Annotated in this window: 15 protein-coding genes; 5 read left to right on the top strand and 10 right to left on the bottom strand. The window is 46.4% G+C overall.

All coding sequences use genetic code 11. The features are described from left to right. Nucleotides 1-259: 259 nt before the first annotated feature. A complete protein-coding gene (dapA, locus tag QUB68_RS24070) occupies nt 260-1,153 on the bottom strand; it encodes a 4-hydroxy-tetrahydrodipicolinate synthase (RefSeq protein ID WP_106150835.1) in 894 nt (297 codons plus the stop codon). Nucleotides 1,154-1,258: 105 nt separating this feature from the next. Further along, the gene (locus tag QUB68_RS24075; RefSeq protein WP_332997172.1) at nt 1,259-2,302 is read right to left on the bottom strand and encodes an aspartate-semialdehyde dehydrogenase; all 1,044 of its coding nucleotides are present in this window, start codon (nt 2,300-2,302) and stop codon (nt 1,259-1,261) included. 604 nt (nt 2,303-2,906) lie between these two features. Here QUB68_RS24075 and tig point away from each other — a divergent pair. The 3 genes from tig to clpX all read left to right on the top strand — a co-directional run bounded on the left by tig (nt 2,907) and on the right by clpX (nt 6,988). Beyond that, nucleotides 2,907-4,328, top strand: a complete 1,422-nt coding sequence (gene tig, locus QUB68_RS24080) for a trigger factor (protein WP_332997174.1) — start codon at nt 2,907-2,909, stop codon at nt 4,326-4,328. Nucleotides 4,329-4,945: 617 nt separating this feature from the next. Continuing rightward, entirely contained in the window at nt 4,946-5,635 is a 690-nt protein-coding gene (clpP, locus tag QUB68_RS24085; RefSeq protein ID WP_332997177.1) for an ATP-dependent Clp endopeptidase proteolytic subunit ClpP, read from the top strand. Nucleotides 5,636-5,644: 9 nt separating this feature from the next. Beyond that, complete coding sequence (gene clpX, locus QUB68_RS24090; protein WP_332997179.1) at nt 5,645-6,988, top strand: ATP-dependent protease ATP-binding subunit ClpX; 1,344 nt, start codon at nt 5,645-5,647, stop codon at nt 6,986-6,988. Nucleotides 6,989-7,296: 308 nt separating this feature from the next. Here the strand turns inward: clpX and dnaX are convergent, their stop codons facing one another. After that, the gene (gene dnaX, locus QUB68_RS24095; RefSeq protein ID WP_332997180.1) at nt 7,297-10,629 is read right to left on the bottom strand and encodes a DNA polymerase III subunit gamma/tau; all 3,333 of its coding nucleotides are present in this window, start codon (nt 10,627-10,629) and stop codon (nt 7,297-7,299) included. Between the two features lie 534 nt (nt 10,630-11,163). Here dnaX and QUB68_RS24100 point away from each other — a divergent pair. Beyond that, entirely contained in the window at nt 11,164-12,075 is a 912-nt protein-coding gene (locus tag QUB68_RS24100) for a hypothetical protein (protein ID WP_332997182.1), read from the top strand. A 17-nt stretch (nt 12,076-12,092) separates the two neighbouring features. On the opposite strand, the gene QUB68_RS24105 is transcribed toward QUB68_RS24100, so the two are convergent. From QUB68_RS24105 to QUB68_RS24125, 5 genes are all read right to left on the bottom strand, one after another. After that, entirely contained in the window at nt 12,093-12,815 is a 723-nt protein-coding gene (locus QUB68_RS24105; RefSeq protein ID WP_332997184.1) for a DevA family ABC transporter ATP-binding protein, read from the bottom strand. Nucleotides 12,816-12,886: 71 nt separating this feature from the next. After that, a complete protein-coding gene (locus tag QUB68_RS24110) occupies nt 12,887-13,237 on the bottom strand; it encodes a DMT family transporter (protein WP_332997186.1) in 351 nt (116 codons plus the stop codon). Nucleotides 13,238-13,321: 84 nt separating this feature from the next. Then, nucleotides 13,322-14,482 carry an ABC transporter permease DevC gene (gene devC / locus QUB68_RS24115; RefSeq protein WP_332997188.1) on the bottom strand — a complete coding sequence of 387 codons (1,161 nt, stop codon included), beginning with the start codon at nt 14,480-14,482 and terminating at the stop codon, nt 13,322-13,324. A gap of 13 nt (nt 14,483-14,495) precedes the next feature. After that, nucleotides 14,496-16,142 carry an HlyD family efflux transporter periplasmic adaptor subunit gene (locus tag QUB68_RS24120; RefSeq protein ID WP_332997190.1) on the bottom strand — a complete coding sequence of 549 codons (1,647 nt, stop codon included), beginning with the start codon at nt 16,140-16,142 and terminating at the stop codon, nt 14,496-14,498. A gap of 72 nt (nt 16,143-16,214) precedes the next feature. Further along, nucleotides 16,215-16,952, bottom strand: coding sequence for a phycocyanobilin:ferredoxin oxidoreductase (locus tag QUB68_RS24125; protein ID WP_332997192.1), 738 nt, complete (start codon nt 16,950-16,952; stop codon nt 16,215-16,217). 31 nt (nt 16,953-16,983) lie between these two features. Here QUB68_RS24125 and tatA point away from each other — a divergent pair, with 31 nt between their 5' ends. Then, nucleotides 16,984-17,280 carry a twin-arginine translocase TatA/TatE family subunit gene (gene tatA / locus QUB68_RS24130; RefSeq protein ID WP_332997194.1) on the top strand — a complete coding sequence of 99 codons (297 nt, stop codon included), beginning with the start codon at nt 16,984-16,986 and terminating at the stop codon, nt 17,278-17,280. Between the two features lie 192 nt (nt 17,281-17,472). On the opposite strand, the gene panB is transcribed toward tatA, so the two are convergent. Further along, nucleotides 17,473-18,249: a 3-methyl-2-oxobutanoate hydroxymethyltransferase gene (panB, locus tag QUB68_RS24135; protein WP_332997275.1), complete on the bottom strand. Its 777-nt coding sequence runs from the start codon at nt 18,247-18,249 to the stop codon at nt 17,473-17,475. A 205-nt stretch (nt 18,250-18,454) separates the two neighbouring features. Next, on the bottom strand, nt 18,455-18,871 hold the full coding sequence (locus tag QUB68_RS24140) for an aspartyl protease family protein (RefSeq protein ID WP_332997196.1): 417 nt from the start codon (nt 18,869-18,871) through the stop codon (nt 18,455-18,457). Nucleotides 18,872-18,956 lie beyond the last annotated feature (85 nt).

The raw sequence follows: 18,956 nt of genomic DNA on the forward strand, positions 1-18,956 counted from the left end.
GTTGACTGTTGACTGTTGTCTACTGTCTACTATTTGTTGTTCGTTGATGGGGGAGATTTTTTCCAATATATTCCAAGATATTTGTGAAAAACTCCCCTACGGGGTTTTACTCTCCCGTACAGTCAGTTGTCTCCACTCCTCAATCAGCAATTCTTAATTATCAGCTAATAATTGATAGCTCATGACTAATGACTGATGACTGATGACTGATGACAACCAAATATTTAGTTTTCAGAAAACTCGTTCTCGCCTATCTAGTCTAGCTAGCTGATACCTGTGCTAGTTGACTCAGTACGTCCTTTAACTTTTGAGTTACCTCAATGGGCGGATCGCACAGGGGCGGACGGGTGGAACCTACATCCCAGCCTTGAAGTTTGAGAGCTGTCTTCACGGGAATGGGATTTGTGGTGAGAAATAGAGCTTTAAACAAGTCAAAAAGTTGCAAGTGAATCTGGGTAGCGACTTGAACTTGACCGGCCTCGAAAGCTTTGATCATCTGTTGCAGTTGCTCTCCTACCAGATGGCTGGCTACGCTAACTACACCAGATCCTCCTACTGCCAACATTGGCAAAGTTAGGGAATCATCTCCAGAATAGATCGCAAATTCAGGTGATGTCAAGCACCGAATTTGACTTGCTTGATCTAGGTTGCCACTTGCTTCTTTTACGGCTACTATATTGGGGATTTCTGCCAATCGAGCCACCGTCTCCGGCAACATATTCTGACCAGTGCGACCGGGGATGTTATATAACATTATAGACAATTCTGGAGCAGATTGCGCGATCGCCCGAAAATGATTGTACAAACCTTCTTGCGGTGGCTTGTTGTAATAAGGAACGACCTGCAAACAACCGTCTAACCCTAGTTTAGCTGCTTTTTTGGTAGCTGCGACTGCTTCTGAAGTAGAATTCGATCCGGCTCCTGCTATTACCAAGGCTTTACCAGCTACTGCCTTTTGCACCACCTGAAATAATTCGTACTCTTCATCCCAGCTCATAGTGGGAGATTCGCCCGTAGTTCCGCACACTACCAAGCTATCCGTACCGCGATCGGCTAAATGAACTGCCAATTGCTCTGCTACCGCATAGTTAACGCTGCCGTCTTCCTTAAACGGCGTAATCATTGCAGTCAGAACCCGTCCAAACTTTACCACACTTTCTCCGATTTTAGACTGTTGATTTTTGATTTTAAATTTTTGATTTCAGATGAAAGGTTTATCTAAAATCTTCATTTCTCTTGCCCTATTGCCAGCTTCCCGCTAGTTATAAGCAGCCGCTGCTTTGATTCGCAGCAAATCTTTGTCTGCTAGCAACTCGGCTATCTGCACAGCATTTAAAGCCGCCCCTTTGCGAATTTGATCGCCGCACAGCCACATCTCCAACCCGCAGGGGTGAGAAATATCTTGGCGAATCCTGCCGACGAGTACCTCATCCTTACCGCTGGCCTCGGCGGGCATCGGGAAATAATTAGCTTGCCAGTCTTCTACCAGCTTAACGCCGATCGCCTCCTTTAAGATTTCCCTGGCCTCGATCGGGCTAAAAGGCTCTGCAAACTCTAGGTTAATCGCCTCGGAGTGGGCGCGCAGTACGGGAACCCGCACGCAAGTTGCAGTAATTTTAATCTCGTCCGTACCAAAAATCTTCCGAGTTTCGTTTACCATTTTCATCTCTTCCTCACAATACCCCAAATCGTTAATCGGCGTATTGTGCGGAAACAAGTTAAAAGCTAGGGGGTAGGGAAAGATATCTGTTTTGGGAGTTTCCCCTGCCAAAATTGCCCTGGCTTGATCTTTCATTTCCTCCATAGCCCTCGCGCCCGCGCCGCTAGCAGACTGGTAAGTCGCCACAACTATGCGCTTGACTGGCCTAACTTTGTGAAGCGGCCAAACAGCAACTGCCATCAAAATCGTCGTGCAGTTGGGATTAGCAATGATGCCTCGGTGAGATGCCGCCGCTTGGGGATTGACTTCGGGAACCACTAGCGGTACGGTCGCATCCATGCGGAAAGCACTGGAGTTGTCGATTACCACGGCGCCGGCGGTCACTGCTTTCGGAGCCCAGAATTTAGAAGTAGAGCCGCCGGCGGAGGCGAGCACTAGATCTACATTATCGAACGATCGATCTGTCACAGCTTCGACCCGCAGCATCTCGCCGCCAAAAGGCAATTTTGTGCCTGCTGAACGCTCCGAAGCCATCAACTTCAAGTCAGCAATGGGAAAACTGCGGCTGTGCAAGAGTTCTAGCAACTCAGCACCGACTGCGCCGGTGGCTCCTAAAATGGCAACTCGATAGGATTGAGACAAATTACTTTCCTCCGCAAATTAGACTTTAAACGATCGAAATCTAAAATTTAAATAACCGCAATACTGAATATCAAACTCAATTAATCTTATGCGACATCAGGGCGCGAGCAGATGGTAAGGGTGCAGTTAACCACAGCGGTCGATCTTACTCAATTCCAGTTTAGCATCTTTCGCCGTTAGCGTTAGCTTTCGCGATCTATACATGAAAGCCCGCCCCTACGGGGAGGCTCACCAACGAAGAGGATCGCCCCGCGCTCGATCGGCATCGGGTTAGCTTTTGGGATATATCTGCATTTTAGCAGGCGCATCCATTGACTTTGACGTGCCACGCAGCCAAAAACATTGACATCAGACGGCAATATATGCTATGGTGCATCGGCAATTGGTGGACTTAACCTCCACATTCCTAGCAGCAAAAGCTAGTATCCTCAAACTAGAACTATTTGGCAAGATCCCAAAAAGTAGCTGGCTATGACTTACAGTCTGATCCGGTAGAGGTGTTGGTAGTTGTGCCGCTACAAGTCAAAGTGTACAAACTTAAAATGCAGGCAAAGTCAGATTTGTATGTATTTTATTACTATTGTTAAATATCAAAAAAAAGCCGATGAAAGTAACCCAGGAAAAACTTCCAGCCAGTCAAATTGGTTTGGAAATCGAAGTGCCATCAGAAAAGTCAAAACAAGCTTACGAGCAGGTAATTAAACAATTCGCTCGCGAGGTCAATATTCCTGGGTTCCGCAAAGGCAAAGTTCCCCGCCAAGTTTTGCTACAGCGCCTGGGCCAGACTCGCTTGAAGGCGACGGCTTTGGAAAATTTGATTAATGATTCGCTGCAAAAAGCCCTCGAACAAGAAAAAATTGCGGCAATTGGCAGTTTTGAACTGCGCACCGAGTTTGAAGAATTGCTAGAGAAGTTCGATCCAGAACAGTCTCTAACTTTTTCGGCTAAGGTTGACGTACAGCCAGAAGTCAAAATGAATCAGTACACCGGCTTGCAGCTTCAAGCAGAAGAAGCTAAGTATGACGAAGCTCAGGTGGATGAGGTACTGGCAAAATATCGATCGGACAAAGCTACTTTAATCCCCGTAGAAGGCCGGCCAGCTCAGTTGGGAGACGTGGCTTTGGTGGATTTCTCCGGTAAATTTGCCGAAGCACCCGAAGGCGAAACTCCTGGACAAATCCCCGGCGGCGATGCCGAAGACTTTCAAGTAGAATTATCGGAAAATCAGTTTGTACCGGGCTTTATCCAAGGCATGATCGGGATGAATTCTGGAGAAACTAGAGAAGTTTCCGTGCAGTTCCCCGACGAGTACAGCAGTGAAGAATTAGCGGGGAAACCGGCAGTCTTTACGATTACCCTGAAAGAACTTAAGGAAAAAGAATTGCCGGAGTTGGACGACGACTTCGCCCAAGAAGTTAGCGAGTTTGAAACTTTAGCAGAACTGCGCGAATCCCTCGAAAAGCGGTTTAAAACAGAGCAAGAAAACAAGACATCTTCTAATAAGGAAAAAGCTATATCAGCAGCACTCGTGCAGCTAATAGAAGTGGAAATTCCCGAAACAATGCTCGATCGCGAAATCGATTATTTGCTAAACCAACAAGCCATGCAGTTGAAAAACTATGGCATAGATATCAACCAACTGTTTACCGAAGAAAATATCGCGCCGATGCGGGAACGCTCGCGCCCGGAAGCAGTAGAGAGACTCAAGCAGTCTCTAGCTCTGGCAGAAGTAGCTAAGTTGGAATCCTTATCTGTGGATGACGCAGAATTAGCCCAAGAAGTAGCAAAAGTCAGAAAGCAGTTCCCGAAAGGAGATTTTGACCCAATCAAATTGCGGGAATTTGTAGCAGAAGACTTGCTGAAACAAAAAACCCTGAAATGGTTGGAAGAAAAAGGAACAATCGAACTTGTACCTGAAGGCTCTCTAAATCCCCCAGCACTCGAAGAAACAGAAGCATCAGACGCGGAAGTTTCAGCAGAAGCAGCCACAAGCGTCATCGACGTGGAAGTTGTAGGCGAAGAGTAAAAGTAGAGGTTCGCTACCAAAAACTACAAGTGTAGGGTGCGCTTAGCAAGCACCGATTGGTGCCAACAAGCACGTCAAACGTAGTCATAGATTGTTGTTTGATGATCGGGCCCAGATCCCCCCTAGCCCCCCTTAATAAGGGGGGGACAAGAAGCACTCAAAGTCCCCCTTGCTTTCGGGGGATGCGAGGGGGATCTGGCAAGAGGCGGTAAACGAGATTTATCAACTTTTAAGCTTAAGTTGACACCAATGCCGCGCACCTTATGCTTGCTAAAACAGGGCCCTCGCGCGGGGGCTAGAAACCCGGTTTCTATGTAGATGCCTCGCCACCAAACCAAGATTTTGCTAAGAAACCGGGTTTCTGTTGGTAAATTATATACAAGCTCCGTAACGAAGCGAGCGCGGACGCTCGCACTAGAAACAGCCATGATTTGCAAGTAAGTCTTTTAACTCATTCACTCCGCCAGCGTTGGGCCAGGCACAAAGCAATCTCGCTCAGTCAAAGCTCCCATTCCCCACATCTGGGTTCAGAAGAGGCATAATAGTTAAAAGCTGGCGGCTTAATTTAAAGCAAAATCAGCAGCAGCAAATTGTCTAGAATCTTTGACTGGTGTCTTATGGTGATATCTCAATCTTCCAATTACCTAATTACAAGCTATAACGATTTTGATGTCAGCTCTAGCCCCAGCAATGTAGTGCCGATGGTACTAGAACAGTCGGGGATGGGCGAGCGGGCCTTTGACATTTACTCGCGCTTGCTGCGGGAGCGCATTGTGTTTTTAGGAACTCCCGTAACCGATGAAGTGGCTGACTCGATAGTAGCTCAGCTATTGTATCTAGATGCCGAAGATCCAGAAAAAGATGTTCAAATGTACATCAATTCTCCCGGCGGCTCGGTGACGGCGGGTATGGCAATTTATGACACAATGCAACAAATCCGCCCGGATGTGGTGACGATTTGTTATGGTTTGGCAGCGAGTATGGGCGCATTTCTGCTGACAGCAGGAGCCCACGGCAAGCGGATGTCTCTTCCGAGTTCTCGGATTATGATCCACCAGCCGCTCGGAGGCGCTCAAGGTCAAGCAGTGGATATTGAGATTCAAGCCAAAGAAATCCTTTATCATAAGCGTAAGCTGAATCAACTGTTAGCGCACCACACAGGTCAACCGATCGATAAGTTAGAGGCTGATACTGAGCGCGACTTTTTTATGTCAGCCGATGAAGCCAAAGATTACGGATTGGTCGATCGAGTTATCGAAAAAGAAAACCTTCCGACAGCGGGAGAAAACGTCACTGCACTGAAATAAGAGGCTGTTATGTCTAAGTACGACTCCCATCTAAAATGTTCGTTTTGTGGCAAGTCTCAAGAGCAAGTGCGCAAGTTAATCGCAGGCCCAGGGGTGTATATCTGCGACGAATGCGTTGATTTGTGCAATGAAATTTTAGATGAGGAGTTGTTTGATTCCAGTGCTGTGCCCCCAGCGGCGGCGGTTCCGAAGCAGGAAACGGCGCAAAAGCGCCGCGCTACCTCGGGCAAAAGTATGTCGATGAGCCAAATTCCCAAGCCGAGAGAAATTAAGAATTATCTCGACGAAAATGCGATCGGGCAAGAAGAGGCGAAAAAAGTGCTCTCAGTGGCGGTTTACAACCACTACAAGCGCCTGAGCTTTATCCATGCCAAAAATAGCGGCAAGCACCCGCCGGAAGAAGTAGAACTGCAAAAATCGAATATTTTGTTAATCGGGCCGACGGGCTGCGGCAAAACTCTCCTCGCCCAGACGCTGGCTGATATGCTGGACGTGCCGTTTGCGGTGGCTGACGCGACGACTCTGACGGAAGCCGGCTATGTCGGGGAAGATGTGGAAAATATTTTGCTGCGGCTGCTGCAAGTGGCAGATATGGATGTGGAAGAGGCGCAGCGCGGAATTATTTATATTGATGAAATTGACAAAATTGCCCGCAAGAGCGAAAATCCTTCGATTACGCGGGATGTGTCTGGGGAAGGCGTGCAGCAAGCGCTACTGAAAATGCTGGAGGGGACGATCGCCAATGTACCTCCCCAAGGCGGCCGCAAGCATCCCTATCAAGACTGCATCCAAATTGATACCAGCAATATCATGTTTATTTGCGGCGGCGCTTTTGTCGGTCTGGACAAAGTGATCGAGCAGAGAACTGGTAAAAAGTCAATGGGTTTTATTCAGCCGGGAGAAGCTGTGCCGAAGGAAAAGCGGGCCGCCGATGTGCTCCGGCAATTGGAACCAGACGATTTGGTAAAATATGGGATGATTCCAGAGTTTATCGGGCGGGTGCCGGTGGCGGCGGTGTTAGATCCCCTGGATGAGGCGACGCTGATGGCGATTTTGACTGAGCCGCGCAATGCTTTGGTGAAGCAGTATCAAAAGCTGCTAAAGATGGATAACGTGCAGTTGGATTTTCAGTCGGATGCGATTCGGGCGATCGCCCAGGAAGCCTACCGCCGCAAAACTGGAGCGCGGGCACTGCGGGGAATTGTCGAAGAGTTGATGTTAGATGTGATGTATGAGTTGCCGTCGCGCAAGGATGTTGCTCGGTGTATGATTACTAAGGAAATGGTTGAGAAGCGATCGACCGCCGAATTGTTAGTGCTTCCGTCTTCTTTGCCAAAGCCCGAGTCGGCTTAACAGCAGAAGTTTTCAGCCAATAGGTTCGTAATAGGTTCGTAGTGAGGACTTTAGTCCTGTGATGAGAGATGCGGACTGAAGTCCTCACTACAAACCTGTCAGGGCAATTCATGAATTGCCCCTACGGATCATGGTTCCCAACCTTACCGATTTAAATCCATCGTCCTGGTTCAATGTAGGGGCAATTCATGAATTGCCCGTCAGAGGTGAGGGGTGAGACCCTCGGCGAATTCGCCAACAGTCTCTTTCAACCGCCGAGTCATAGAGGGGATACATAACGCAGATTTGGTATTATCCCAAATTCCCATTTACCAATCGATAGAATCATCCTCACCTAACTCAGCAGACAACTCAGGAAAATCCGGTTCAGTTTCCAAGCTGAAACTCCCCGACTCCCAAATCTCTAAATCATCCGACAAATCAACTACTTGTCCCTCAAACATCTCAGCCCATTGCCTACTCGTATTCGCGACAGCTTGAGCATCAGCCCGCACCGCTACAGCCTGAGTATTTAAGTCATTCTGAGAGTCTGTAGAACTGTTTGTCTGCCGCAGAGGTTCAGAAACATTTGGCAGCTTGGCCGCAGTATTTTCGACCGCCCAGGAGTCTTTTTGCTCTTCTCCCCCATTCCCCAAAAAATCATCTGTAATCTCAGAACTCGCTGAGTTCTGCACCTGTTGATTCGCATCAATAACAGAAGGAGAATTTCTAGGATTTTCGGCAACACTTCCGTTAGAAGTTGGCAAATCGCGGGAACTATTAATTTCAGCGGGATTTGTCACTCCCACTTTTACTGTTACTTGACGGTTAAAAACTTGCACAAAAGCTTCTTCAATATTAGCTACTTTGTCTTTAACCATCTTGAGCAACGGCTGCGAACTAATCTTAACATAAGCACTATCATTGCTAAAAATTACTAGCTGTCCGTGTTGGCGAAGTAGCGATTGAGTGCCGTGGGGGCGCACGCGATCAAGTACCTGTTCCCATACTCTATCTAAATCAATTTCATCGGCTGAATTAGTTGGTGAATAATGTGTTTCAGCACTAGGTATGGGTGCGGGAATCGGTGCGGTAGGTGTGCTTTCTGTGCGATTAGCCGCAGGTGGCGGCTGCGGGGGCGGATTTTGAGGTTTGGCTACGGGAGGCTGTTCGATATGAGTTGTGGAACTCCCGCCCTTAGCAAGGGGGGGCTGGGGGGGGTGAATTTGGGATTGAGCAATATTTCTACCTGGTTCGGCTGTTGGTTGTGGCTGAGTTCTAATTGCTGATGGCAACAATCCCAACAGCGTTACTTCCAGCCACAAACGCGGCTGAGTGGTGTTTTTAATTTGCACTTCGTGGGTTTGCAAATGTTTCTGACTTGCCAAAATTAACTCGGCATCCCAAGCACGGGCAAAATCACAGAGTTTTTCCCAAGTTGCGGCAGTTAAAGCTACTAAATCTGACCGTTTTGGGGCAGCTTTGGCTATTAGCAAATCTCTGTAAAAGCTGGCGAGACTTTGCAGTACAATTAGCGGTTCTCGTCCTCTATCCATTAGGTGGCGAGTCATGTCTACTAAGGCTGTAGCGTCATCGTTTTCAATGGCTTGCAGCAGTTCCATTAAATCATTTTCTGGGACTGCGCCGACTAAATCCCAAACTTTTTCGACTGTTATTTGGTCGGGAAATAAGCTGAGTTGGTCGAGCAAGCTTTCGGCATCTCGCAGTCCTCCTTGGGCGAGTTGAGCGACCATTTGTATTGCATCGCTGGCAATGTTGATATTTTCTAATTGGGCAATTTTGTGCAAGTGGGCGGTCATTGAGTCGAGGGGAATCCGGCGGAAGTCGAATTTCTGGCAACGAGAAATGATGGTTGGTAATACTCTTTGTGGGTCTGTTGTTGCAAGAACGAATACAACGCGATCGGGTGGTTCTTCTAAGGTTTTTAGAAGGGCGTTGAATGATGCCACGGTTAACATATGGCAGTTATGCGTACAGAGGCCATTTGCCACAAAGTTGTGATTGTCTTCTACTTCGATATCATAAACCCTCTCGATTCCACCGACTTTTACAGATTCGACCGTCTCCGAACTTGTAATCCATTGTAGGGATTGAATACTGTTTAAAGTTTGACACCCATTTTCTACTGGTTTCAGCGCCCATGTGTATGTAGTGGTAGGTTTTACCTGTGTTAGACCTTGTGTAGAACTTTGTTGTTGTTGGGTATCCCAAGCCTGTAAGCCAATTGGCAATGAGTTGATTTTCTTCCGAAGAGTATCCTTCTGTATGAATTTGAATACTTGGACTTCCTTCTGGTGAAAGGCTGAGCGAGCCATCATCCATGTACCACCAAGCAAGTCCTTCTGGAGTGACACTCGCGAGCCAATCCCTTGTGACGTATTTTCCATTTCCGTTAGGTTTAAAAGTGTCAAAGACATCTTTAAGTTGGGGATGGCAGGCTGTGTTGCAACAGACTGATATATTTCCGTATCCTTGGTTAGGTGTAACTCGTAACTTTGGTCGCAGTGTCGAAAGGCAAGAGGCTTTGTATTCCAACCATTCCCGCTGCTTTTCTCCGTGTGTCCAGCCCAACCTTGGAAATCGGCTATATTTATTTGGGTAGGTGATAAAACCGTCTCCAAGCAATGTTCCGTAGATGAGTCCGAGTGTTTCGGGCTGCAAAACTTCGGCATTTGCCAAGAACTTTTCGGTTCTTGCATCCCAAATTCCATGTCTTTTTTTATATGGATGTCGCTGCCAATAAGACTGAATGGTATTAATTCCTTTGCCTTTTTTTTGCAAAAAGTCTGGTATTTCGAGTTGTTCTCCACATCCACACGCACAGAGAGGTCGGATGGCTTGAGCCTGTTCGAGAATAGAGGCAAAGTCGTAGATTTTTTGTCCGTAGGTATTCCCGTAAAATTGATGTCCTCTGGCAAATCTCCGCAAGCGTCCATCTGTCCCAAATTTGTAAATGATGCTGCCGCACCCACATTCGCAGGGGATAGTATCTTCACTCCTTCTTGTACGTCTTTTGCTAGTATCCATCCCTGTTCTGTCCTGATTGGATGATTGCCGGTACATCTAATTTCTCGGTTGGTGGTTTTAATCACCAGTGTTTGTTTTTTACCTTGGTCTAACCACCTCAAAACTTTTTTAAATTCCCAAACTTCAGAAGTTTCGTTATAGCTGAGAACTTGTTTTCCTTTGATGTTGGGATTGTCGATCCGCATCAGACCTTCGCTAGTTTGTACCTGAGAATCACCGGTCAAACACTCGTCTATTACATATACTTTATAGCGGCACTGTACGGGGGAAAATTGGGCTCGTTCGATCAAATCCCGGATGTTATCTACTCCGGTGTTACTGGCGGCATCGATTTCGATGACATCTAGGGTGGAACCTCGGGCAATTTCTTGGCAAACGTTGCATTTGCCGCAGGGTGTGGGGGTGGGGGCGCCAGTAGAAATACAGTTGAGGGATTTGGCGAAAATTCTGGCGCTGGAGGTTTTACCGGTGCCTCTGGGGCCGGTGAATAGGTATGCTGGTGCTATGCGCTGTTGCAGGATGGCGCTGGTGAGGGTTTGGGCGATCGCCTCTTGGCCGACTAATTCGGCAAATGTCTGAGGGCGATATTTGTGGTGGAGGGGTTCGTAGGTCACGATCGAATATTGGTGGTATTAGCTGTAATCTTAGCTAAGGAGACACTGTTCGATCGCACTTGAACTCTACTCTCACAGTAAACCGCCCGGTGGGCTGGCACTGCCGATAGTTGGCTCACGTAGCAATTAGCACCCCAGCCGTCCGCTACTCGATCGTCCGCGCGATCGGTGGTTCTCCAGAAGTGTTTTTGGCGATCGCTCCCACAGTTAGTATTAATTTATGTGTATTTACTTTTTTTCCTAGAAACGGAGTCTGCCAAACAAACTTTTTTTTTGATCGGTATTAGTATAATTGAACACAGACAAGTCACCATTTTTTTTTCCTGTGTCCGATCGCAATTTTCCGATATTTCGGGAACCTGCTTGCAGTTAAAGATAAAGTATTAATTAGAGGGTGCCTGTTCGAGTTTCAGAAATCCAGTTGTACCAAGATGGTGGTGGAATGATCTCTGTGTTAGTCGATCGAGTTGCACTGCCAGCTCTACTCTGGAGTCCTGTATAAATATAGCGTCAAACTTTACCCTTTAAAAGCCCATGTCAACCCAAATAATCCTTGTAGAACCAAGGTTGGCAGTAGCCTCTCCCAAACCTAAACAGGCTAAACCAGGAGCTCTGCCCTCCGATCAACTCTTGATGGGAGCGTCGGGAGGACTGTTGTTATTGCTTATCGCTTTAGCGGTGTTTACCAAGCTAAAACTCGACGATTTGAGCAAGAAGCTCAAATTTGAGGAGTTTAGAAATCGAGAACTCCAGAAAAAATACAAAATGGCTCTGGAAACCATGACAAAGATGGAAAAAAATCCCGACCTCATCCACTCGCGAGACTTTAATTTAGACTACCTGAGAATGCGGATGGCGGAAGAGGTCTTTCACTTTGCCATTGTGAACCAAATTAAGGTAAAAGTCAAAGATAAAATTAGTATTGCCCTGCGTCCGACTCAGGGTGCAGTGGGAGATAAAAATGGGAATGCGGGCAGCGGCAGGCAAGTGGATTCGATGTTTGATATCGAATATGAAACTGGCGATCCAGCAGTAAAAATAGAAAAGCGAGTGCTGTTTCGGATTCAAATTAAGCTGATGAAACTGCCGACTCAGGCAACATCGGCGACAATCAATCAAATCATTGATTGTTTGGAAACTTATCTGAGTCCTTCAGACGATCACGACAGTTGGCAGCCGACAATTCAAGGTCGCATCGTTCACATTGAGTGGGATCAAAAAGCAAAGCCGACGCCGATGTTGGTACTGGAACAGTCAAATGAAGGGGTGAATGTTACCTTTAGGACTACGAGAACGCCTACCGGCAGACCTACAAATGATAATGAGAGCCAGTTGGCAGGAGCTAAGAGCGCAAAAGGCACCAAAGCTGGTTCTAAAAATCCAGCTAAAAGTGGTACTAAAAGTCCTGCTAAGGTAGGGGGAAAGCGTCCCGGTTCTCGAAAATAAGTTGAGGTGAATTAATTTTATTTTTCCGAAAGAACGCCAGTTGTAGCGAGTGTTGATGTGTCTTGTGCGAGGTAGCCGTCTTCCATGTGAATAATGCGATCGGCAATGTCTAAAATGCGGTTATCGTGGGTGACGAGCAAAATAGTAGAGTGCTGTTCTTTTGCCAAACCTCGCATGATTTCTACCACATCTCGACCTGATTTGCTGTCTAGGGCTGCCGTGGGCTCGTCTGCTAATACTAATTTTGGCTGGCTGACTAATGCGCGGGCGATCGCAACTCTTTGTTTTTGCCCGCCAGAAAGACTGTCCGGGTAATAATCCATTCTTTCTCCCAACCCTACAGCTTCCAGCATTTCCTCTATTTTATCATTAGTTTCTTGGTCAGAAAGATGACTGTGCAGTTCTAAAGACATTTGCACGTTTTGCCGCGCTGTCAAACATTTGAGCAAATTGTGAGCTTGGAAAATATAGCCGATGTCGCGGCGGACTTGAACTAATTTATTTTTCTTAGTTCCCCGCAATTCTTGGTCAAGAATTTTGAGACTACCTTCTTGGATCGATCGCAAAGCTCCAATTAAGGTTAACAAAGTTGTTTTGCCAGACCCAGAAGGCCCGGTCATTAGCACGATTTCGCCCGGATAAATTTTTAAGTTGATGTCAAATAATGTCTGCTTCTGAAGTTGTCCTTCACCAAAGGAATGATTGAGATTTTCAATTGAAACAACTGGTAAAGTATTCATTGGTAATTGGTATTGGGAATTGGGAATTGGGAATTGGGAATTCGTTCTTATTTCTTCCTTCTTGGCGTTGTTTAATGAGATAAATCTGTAAAATTCAAAATAATCACACCAATCATGATTAGGGAAATAGCCGTGACTCTAAAAATTGTGATGGGGTCTTTAAAAAAGAAAATGCCTCCAATAGTAACAAGAGCAATTCCCAACCCGGAGAAAATTGAATAAGCTACACCCACATCTAGTTTTTTAATCGCTAAATTTAAAAAGACAAAACTAATTCCATAAAAAATTAGCATCAAAATCGAGGGAACCACTTTTGTGAAACCCTCAGAGAATTTCATATAAATAGTACCTGCTGCTTCTAAGATGACGGCAAGCATTAGATAAATCCAGCTTACAGAATAATGTGGCTTTGGTATCGGCATTTTTGTTTCTCAATAACTTTTCGTGTTTTGCTATATATTAAATCCGTTAAATCGGCTACATAATCCGCTGCCGAACTTTCTTGATTAAAAAATATCTGCCGGATCAGCCGCCTGCAACTTCCTAACTGCAACTGCCCCCGACACACAACACATGACAACTGTCATTACAAACACAGTTACAGCCTTCCCCACAGTCATATACATCGGCAAACTCGTAGCACTTCTCCCTAAATTGTACAGCAGCACAGAAACCCCAAACCCAGGCAAATAACCAAGAATTGCCAGAATCAAAGCCTCTTGAAACACCACGCTCAAAAAGTAAAAATCCTTATATCCCATCGCCTTCAACGTCGCGTATTCGGGCAAGTGATCGGTAACATCAGTATAAAGAATTTGATAAACAATCACTATCCCCACGATAAATCCCATTGCCGCGCCGAGAGTGAAAATAAATCCGATGGCCGTGCCTTCTTCCCAATACTTTCTCTCAAAAGCTACAAACTCTTCCTTTGAAGCAATTCGCACATCTGACGGCAAAGTTGCCCTCATTTTTTCGACAACAGCCTTCACATCAGTTCCCGGCTGCAAGTGCACAATACCGATATCAATTAAACCTTTTGTTCTCCGCGTCGCAAAAATTCGCAGAAAGTTCAAATCGCTGGTGACAATATTTCCGTCAGCACCGAAAGATGCCCCTAAAGTAAATAAACCCTCTACCGCAACGCGGCGGTTGTCAACTTCTGTTTCAACAGGTTTTCCCTGGTTGAAATATTCCACTACTGGCCCAAATTCCGGGCGGGAAGCTTGGTCAAATAAAACTACATCGGAAATTTTAATTTTGTCTAAATTATTTTTGATTTCCGGCATATCAAAAACCGGACGAGTGGGATCAAAACCGATGACCATTAGTTGGCGCGTTTTGCGCTCGTTTGGATCGGGATTTTTCCACAATCCAAAGCCTAGATATACCGGGCTAATTGCTGTAACGCCGTTAAAACTCAAAGCTTGATATAAGCGCCGCTGGGGAAAACTTTTCATGGCTATTAAAGCCGTAGATTGGGTGCTGGTGATGAAAATATCCCCTTTTAACTTCGAGTGAAAGCTGACGGAACTTTCAAATAGTGCGTCTCTAAATCCAAATTGCATAAACATTAGTAAATCGGCAAAGCCAATCCCGGCTAGCGCGATGACTAAGCGCATTTTCTCGCGGGTTAACTGTGCCCAAGCTAGCTGTATTTTTGCCATGTTATGAGTTTTTTTAGATAGCTATTTTGACTTCAACCTGCAAGTTTGTCAGTTCAGCAACTTTTTTGCTCGATTCGGGGTCGAGGCGAATTCTTACTTCGATAACTCTAGCATCGGTGTCGGCGGCGGGGTCAGTATTCAGGACATCTTTTTTACCGATTTGTTTGCCTATTCTAGCGACTGTTCCTTCTAATGTGCCTGCAAAAACTGAGCTGGTAACTGTGGCGCGCTGGCCGTTTCGCACTTTGGCGATGTCGGTTTCGTAAACTTCGGCTATGGCGTACATTTGATCGGTGCGGCCTAGTTCTACGATGCCGTCTTGGGTGTTGATGCGTTCTCCTTGGCGGGTGTTAACTTTGAGGATGGAACCGGATACGGGTGCTTTGACATAGCTTAAGTTTAAGTCTACTTGGGCTTTTTGTTTGGTGGCGATCGCACTTTCGACAGCAGCTTGGGCGGCTTGCACGTCTTCGGGGCGAATTTCGCCAATTTGGTCGAGAGTTGCTTTGGCTTGATTGATTTGTTCTTCGCCGGTTTCTGCTTTTTGTTTGAGCATTGCTTCGGCTTGATTGAGTTGTTCTCTGCCAGTTTCTATCTTTTGATTTAAAGTGGCTGTAGCTTGATTAATTTCCTGCCGCCCTGTTTCTGATTTGCGTTTGAGATTGGCGCGGGATTGATTGATTTCCTGCTTGCCTGTTTCTACTTTTTGTTTGACTGTGGCTTTAGTTTCGACTATTTCCTCTCGCAAAGTTTGCACTGTTTTTTCTAATATAGCTTGCGCTTCTTTAACTTTCTGGCGGGCTGTCTCTACTCCTAAGCGTTTGGTATCGTAGGCGGAAGCAGAAATTGCACCTGTTTCGGACAGTTCTTGATTGCGTTTTTCCTCGGCTTCGGCGTTGGCTAATTCGGCTTTTAGTCGATCGACTGTAGCATTTTGAGAGGCAATTTCGCCGCGCACTTGAGCTTCCAGCCGCGCAAGTTTAGCTTGCTGGACTTCAGTTTCTCGTTGCAGTTGTGCCTCAAATTTGGCAAGATTAGCTCGTTCCGCTTCGGTTTCCCGTTGTAGTTGTGCCTCGAATTTGGCGACGTTAGCTTGTGCAGCTTCGATGTCTCTTCGCATTTGAGCTTCTAAGCGGGCAACATTTGCTCCTTCGCCTTCGGTTTCTCTTTGACGTTGAATTTCAGACTTGGCAACTTCGGCTTTCCCGGCGCCGATTTGGCCTGTTTTTGCGCCTGCTTGAATTTTCGCTAATTCTGCTTGTTTGACTTTGACTTCTTTGTCGGTTTGTTGGAGGATTGCTTGGAGCCGATCGCGCGTATCGAGAACTGCTATGATTTGTCCTTGACTGACGCGATCGCCCTCTTCCACCTTCAACAGTTCAATTCTCGCTCCCTCAGACGCCGAAGGGGCAGACAATTTGATCACTTCCCCCTGCGGAGTCAACCTACCCAAAGCTGTAACGCTGGTGCGGGTGGAGGCAGTAGTTGCAGCAGCCGCAGTTGCAGCCGCCGCCTTTAACTCTTCGGCTTTTCTAATTTGAGATACTTGCCAAAAACCGATTCCTGTGGTAAGGAGAGTGGCGGCGATCGCTAAACCGATGACTCCTCGCCCTGGCGGTTTAAAAAATGATTTATCCTTGACCCGTGATTCCTTTCCCATGACGTATGAGGTAGGTGATTTCCTGATTAAGTTTTTGCACACCTACTATGAAGTATTGTAAACAGATTTCAGCTATTTAGGGAAATCAAACAGCACCTCAGTCATGTAATGTTCAGCCCAATCTTGACCGAAAGCTTTTTCAAGTATGCGGCGAGTTTTGTCGTTTTGCTGCTGCTGGGTGCAGTAGTACATTTGAGCAGCCAGAACTTTCTCCTCTTCAGCGGCCGAGACTGGAACGGATGCGACTGCTAGCTTGCAGTGAATTTCCATGTAAGATTCAACTATGTCCAGAAATCTGCTTTCTTCTTCGATCGAATCTGGCCGCACAAACAGGCAAAATTCCGAGAAAATATCCCCCCACTCTGGAATTTGCCGGGGACAAGAAAACTGGTTAATCGGCAAAGTTTGCAGTTGGGTTCGGTAGGTTTCCGACAAAGTGCGGCTCGGATTGAGGGGAGAAAGGTCTGCGATCGCGGCGCTAACTTTGCCTTTGCCTGCTACGATATCCGTACCGAACATCGGCAAAGCGTAATTCGGTCTGGGAAACATCACGCAGTGCAGAATATCCAGCATTGGCCCGACTTTCGCAAGTTCGAGGTGTATTTTGCGGAACTGGGGCGTTTGATAGCAGCGGTTTTCAATGATCAGTTTTTCTCCTTCCAAGCGCCCTTCTACGTATCCCAAGTCAGCGGGTAGGTGGTAGGGTTCGAGGTCGAGATAGCGATGCCATACTGCTTCCATCCGTTCTGCTAACTTGCGGATGAGATGGTGCTGTTGTTCGCGGAGGGAAGGCTGGGATATTTCTAACATTCCTATTTATCGGGCGATGGCTGAATAAAATTTGATTCTACGGTTGCAGGATGCAGGAAAAAAGGTAGATACTTTTAAGGATATCAGTAGATGGACGTGCGATCGAGCAAGTTTTAGAGGAGATGAGTGTATGTTTGGTCTGGGATTGCCCGAAATGGGCATTATTGCGGTAGTCGCTATTCTAATTTTCGGCCCCAAGAAAATTCCTGAGTTGGGCAATGCTTTGGGGAAAACGCTGCGGAGTTTTAAGGAAGGGGTTGGTCTAGGTGATGGTGAATCTGCTGACAAGGAGAAGGATTTGCCCGAAGAGGATAAGCCGAAGGTTTGAAATAGTTTGGTAGTGAGGACTTCAGTCCTCTGATTTTATGAGGACGGAAGTTTTTACTCCAAAGAATTGGTTTAAAGTCGGAACCCTTAAAGGCGAGAAATTAAAAGAAAACTATTCATTACTCCAATCCTCTTCCTTCTAGGTAGAGTTCGCTGTTAACTGTCAACTGTCAATTGTCAATTGAATACGAACCTATTCGGGAAATTTTCGTTCTCTAACTTCTAGGGAATAATCTTTGACAGCTTGGGTAATTGTTTCTCGAAAATTGGCGTAAGCTTTGGCAAAAGGCGGTTGTTTTTCGGAAAGTCCCAACAAATCGGAAGTAACTAAAACTTGTCCGTCGCAGTGCGGGCCAGCCCCGATGCCAATGGTGGGAATAGTTAATTTTTGGGTAATTTGAGCGGCTAAGTCTGCGGGAATGTGTTCTAGGACGATCGCGAAAACCCCAGCTTCTTGAAGTGCGATCGACTCTGCTATGATGCGATCGGCAGATTCGGCTGTTTTGCCTTGTTTTTTGTAACCGAGTTGGTGTACCGACTGCGGAGTTAAACCAACGTGACCCATCACCGGAATCCCGGCGGATGTTAGCTGCGAAACAGTGGCAGCCATTGCTGGATATCCACCCTCCAATTTTACAGCTTGAGCGCCAGTTTCTTTCAAAACTCTCCCGGCCGAGTGCATCGCTTGCTGGGGACTTTCCTGGTAAGTTAAAAACGGCAAATCGACCACAATCAATGCTTGTTTGACTCCGCGACGCACTGCTTTAGCGTGGTGCAGCATTTCATCGAGGGTGAGGGGCAGTGTTGTGTCGTAGCCCAGCGCTACCATTGCCAGGGAATCGCCGACTAGGATGATGTCAGTGCCTGCTTGATCGATTAGTTGGGCGATCGCATAATCATAAGCTGTCAGCGCCACAATTGCACGCCCTTGCTGTTTCCACTGAATAAGTTGATGAGTAGTGACTGTCATTTTATTGCAAACATATACATTGACTTTTTTACCAGATTGTACGGTGTATGAGGCGCGGCGATTAACAATAATTATCACAAATTGAGTAACTTGATTCAGTGCCTCACGCACCAGCGAGTTCTTATTAGTAGTTGTCAGGTGCGGATACGTGAAATTGTCGATTGCATTTAGGGATTGTTCATGGCGACACACCCTACAAATGTTGCTACACCCGAATATAGCTTTGATTGCCCTCTGCTGGTAAAACATTTAACCGCTGATTTTTCAAATCCGGTTCTAAACCCAAATCTTCGAGAGGAATTAAGCCGAGTAAAGGTTCTTCTCCTGCGGGAATTTCTACACAATCATACCTGCCTTCTCGTCCAGCTACGGCAATAGTGACATCTTTGAACAGACGAAATTTTCTGGTTCCTATTGCCGTATGTCCGTCGATTTCACCTAGCATTGGCAAACCCAACTGACTGATAATATCTGCTGGTAAGCAGAGTCGAGTTGCTCCTGTATCGACTAAGACGTTATCGATGGTGATAGAGCGTATTTGCTCTGCGGGGATGAACCCTCTTTCTCCCAGAATTTCATCGATGTGATTGGTGACGGTTATTGTTGCGGTGACTCTGCCCATTTTTTTATCCTTTTGTTTTGCTAGAGAATGTTTCCGTTGCTTTTTGACTAAATTATTATCTACAATCCAGGCTCCATATTCTATA

This window comes from Microcoleus sp. A006_D1, from assembly GCF_036702805.1.
In the GTDB taxonomy this organism is placed as follows: Bacteria; Cyanobacteriota; Cyanobacteriia; order Cyanobacteriales; family Microcoleaceae; genus Microcoleus.

What these genes read in the sequence shown, in the direction of transcription:
- tig (WP_332997174.1), top strand. Translation starts at nt 2,907, where the DNA reads ATGAAAGTAACCCAGGAAAAACTTCCAGCCAGTCAAATTGGTTTGGAA.
- clpP (WP_332997177.1), top strand. Translation starts at nt 4,946, where the DNA reads ATGGTGATATCTCAATCTTCCAATTACCTAATTACAAGCTATAACGAT.
- clpX (WP_332997179.1), top strand. Translation starts at nt 5,645, where the DNA reads ATGTCTAAGTACGACTCCCATCTAAAATGTTCGTTTTGTGGCAAGTCT.
- QUB68_RS24100 (WP_332997182.1), top strand. Translation starts at nt 11,164, where the DNA reads ATGTCAACCCAAATAATCCTTGTAGAACCAAGGTTGGCAGTAGCCTCT.
- QUB68_RS24105 (WP_332997184.1), bottom strand. Translation starts at nt 12,815, where the DNA reads ATGAATACTTTACCAGTTGTTTCAATTGAAAATCTCAATCATTCCTTT.
- QUB68_RS24110 (WP_332997186.1), bottom strand. Translation starts at nt 13,237, where the DNA reads ATGCCGATACCAAAGCCACATTATTCTGTAAGCTGGATTTATCTAATG.
- devC (WP_332997188.1), bottom strand. Translation starts at nt 14,482, where the DNA reads ATGGCAAAAATACAGCTAGCTTGGGCACAGTTAACCCGCGAGAAAATG.
- QUB68_RS24120 (WP_332997190.1), bottom strand. Translation starts at nt 16,142, where the DNA reads ATGGGAAAGGAATCACGGGTCAAGGATAAATCATTTTTTAAACCGCCA.
- QUB68_RS24125 (WP_332997192.1), bottom strand. Translation starts at nt 16,952, where the DNA reads ATGTTAGAAATATCCCAGCCTTCCCTCCGCGAACAACAGCACCATCTC.
- panB (WP_332997275.1), bottom strand. Translation starts at nt 18,249, where the DNA reads ATGACAGTCACTACTCATCAACTTATTCAGTGGAAACAGCAAGGGCGT.
- QUB68_RS24140 (WP_332997196.1), bottom strand. Translation starts at nt 18,871, where the DNA reads ATGGGCAGAGTCACCGCAACAATAACCGTCACCAATCACATCGATGAA.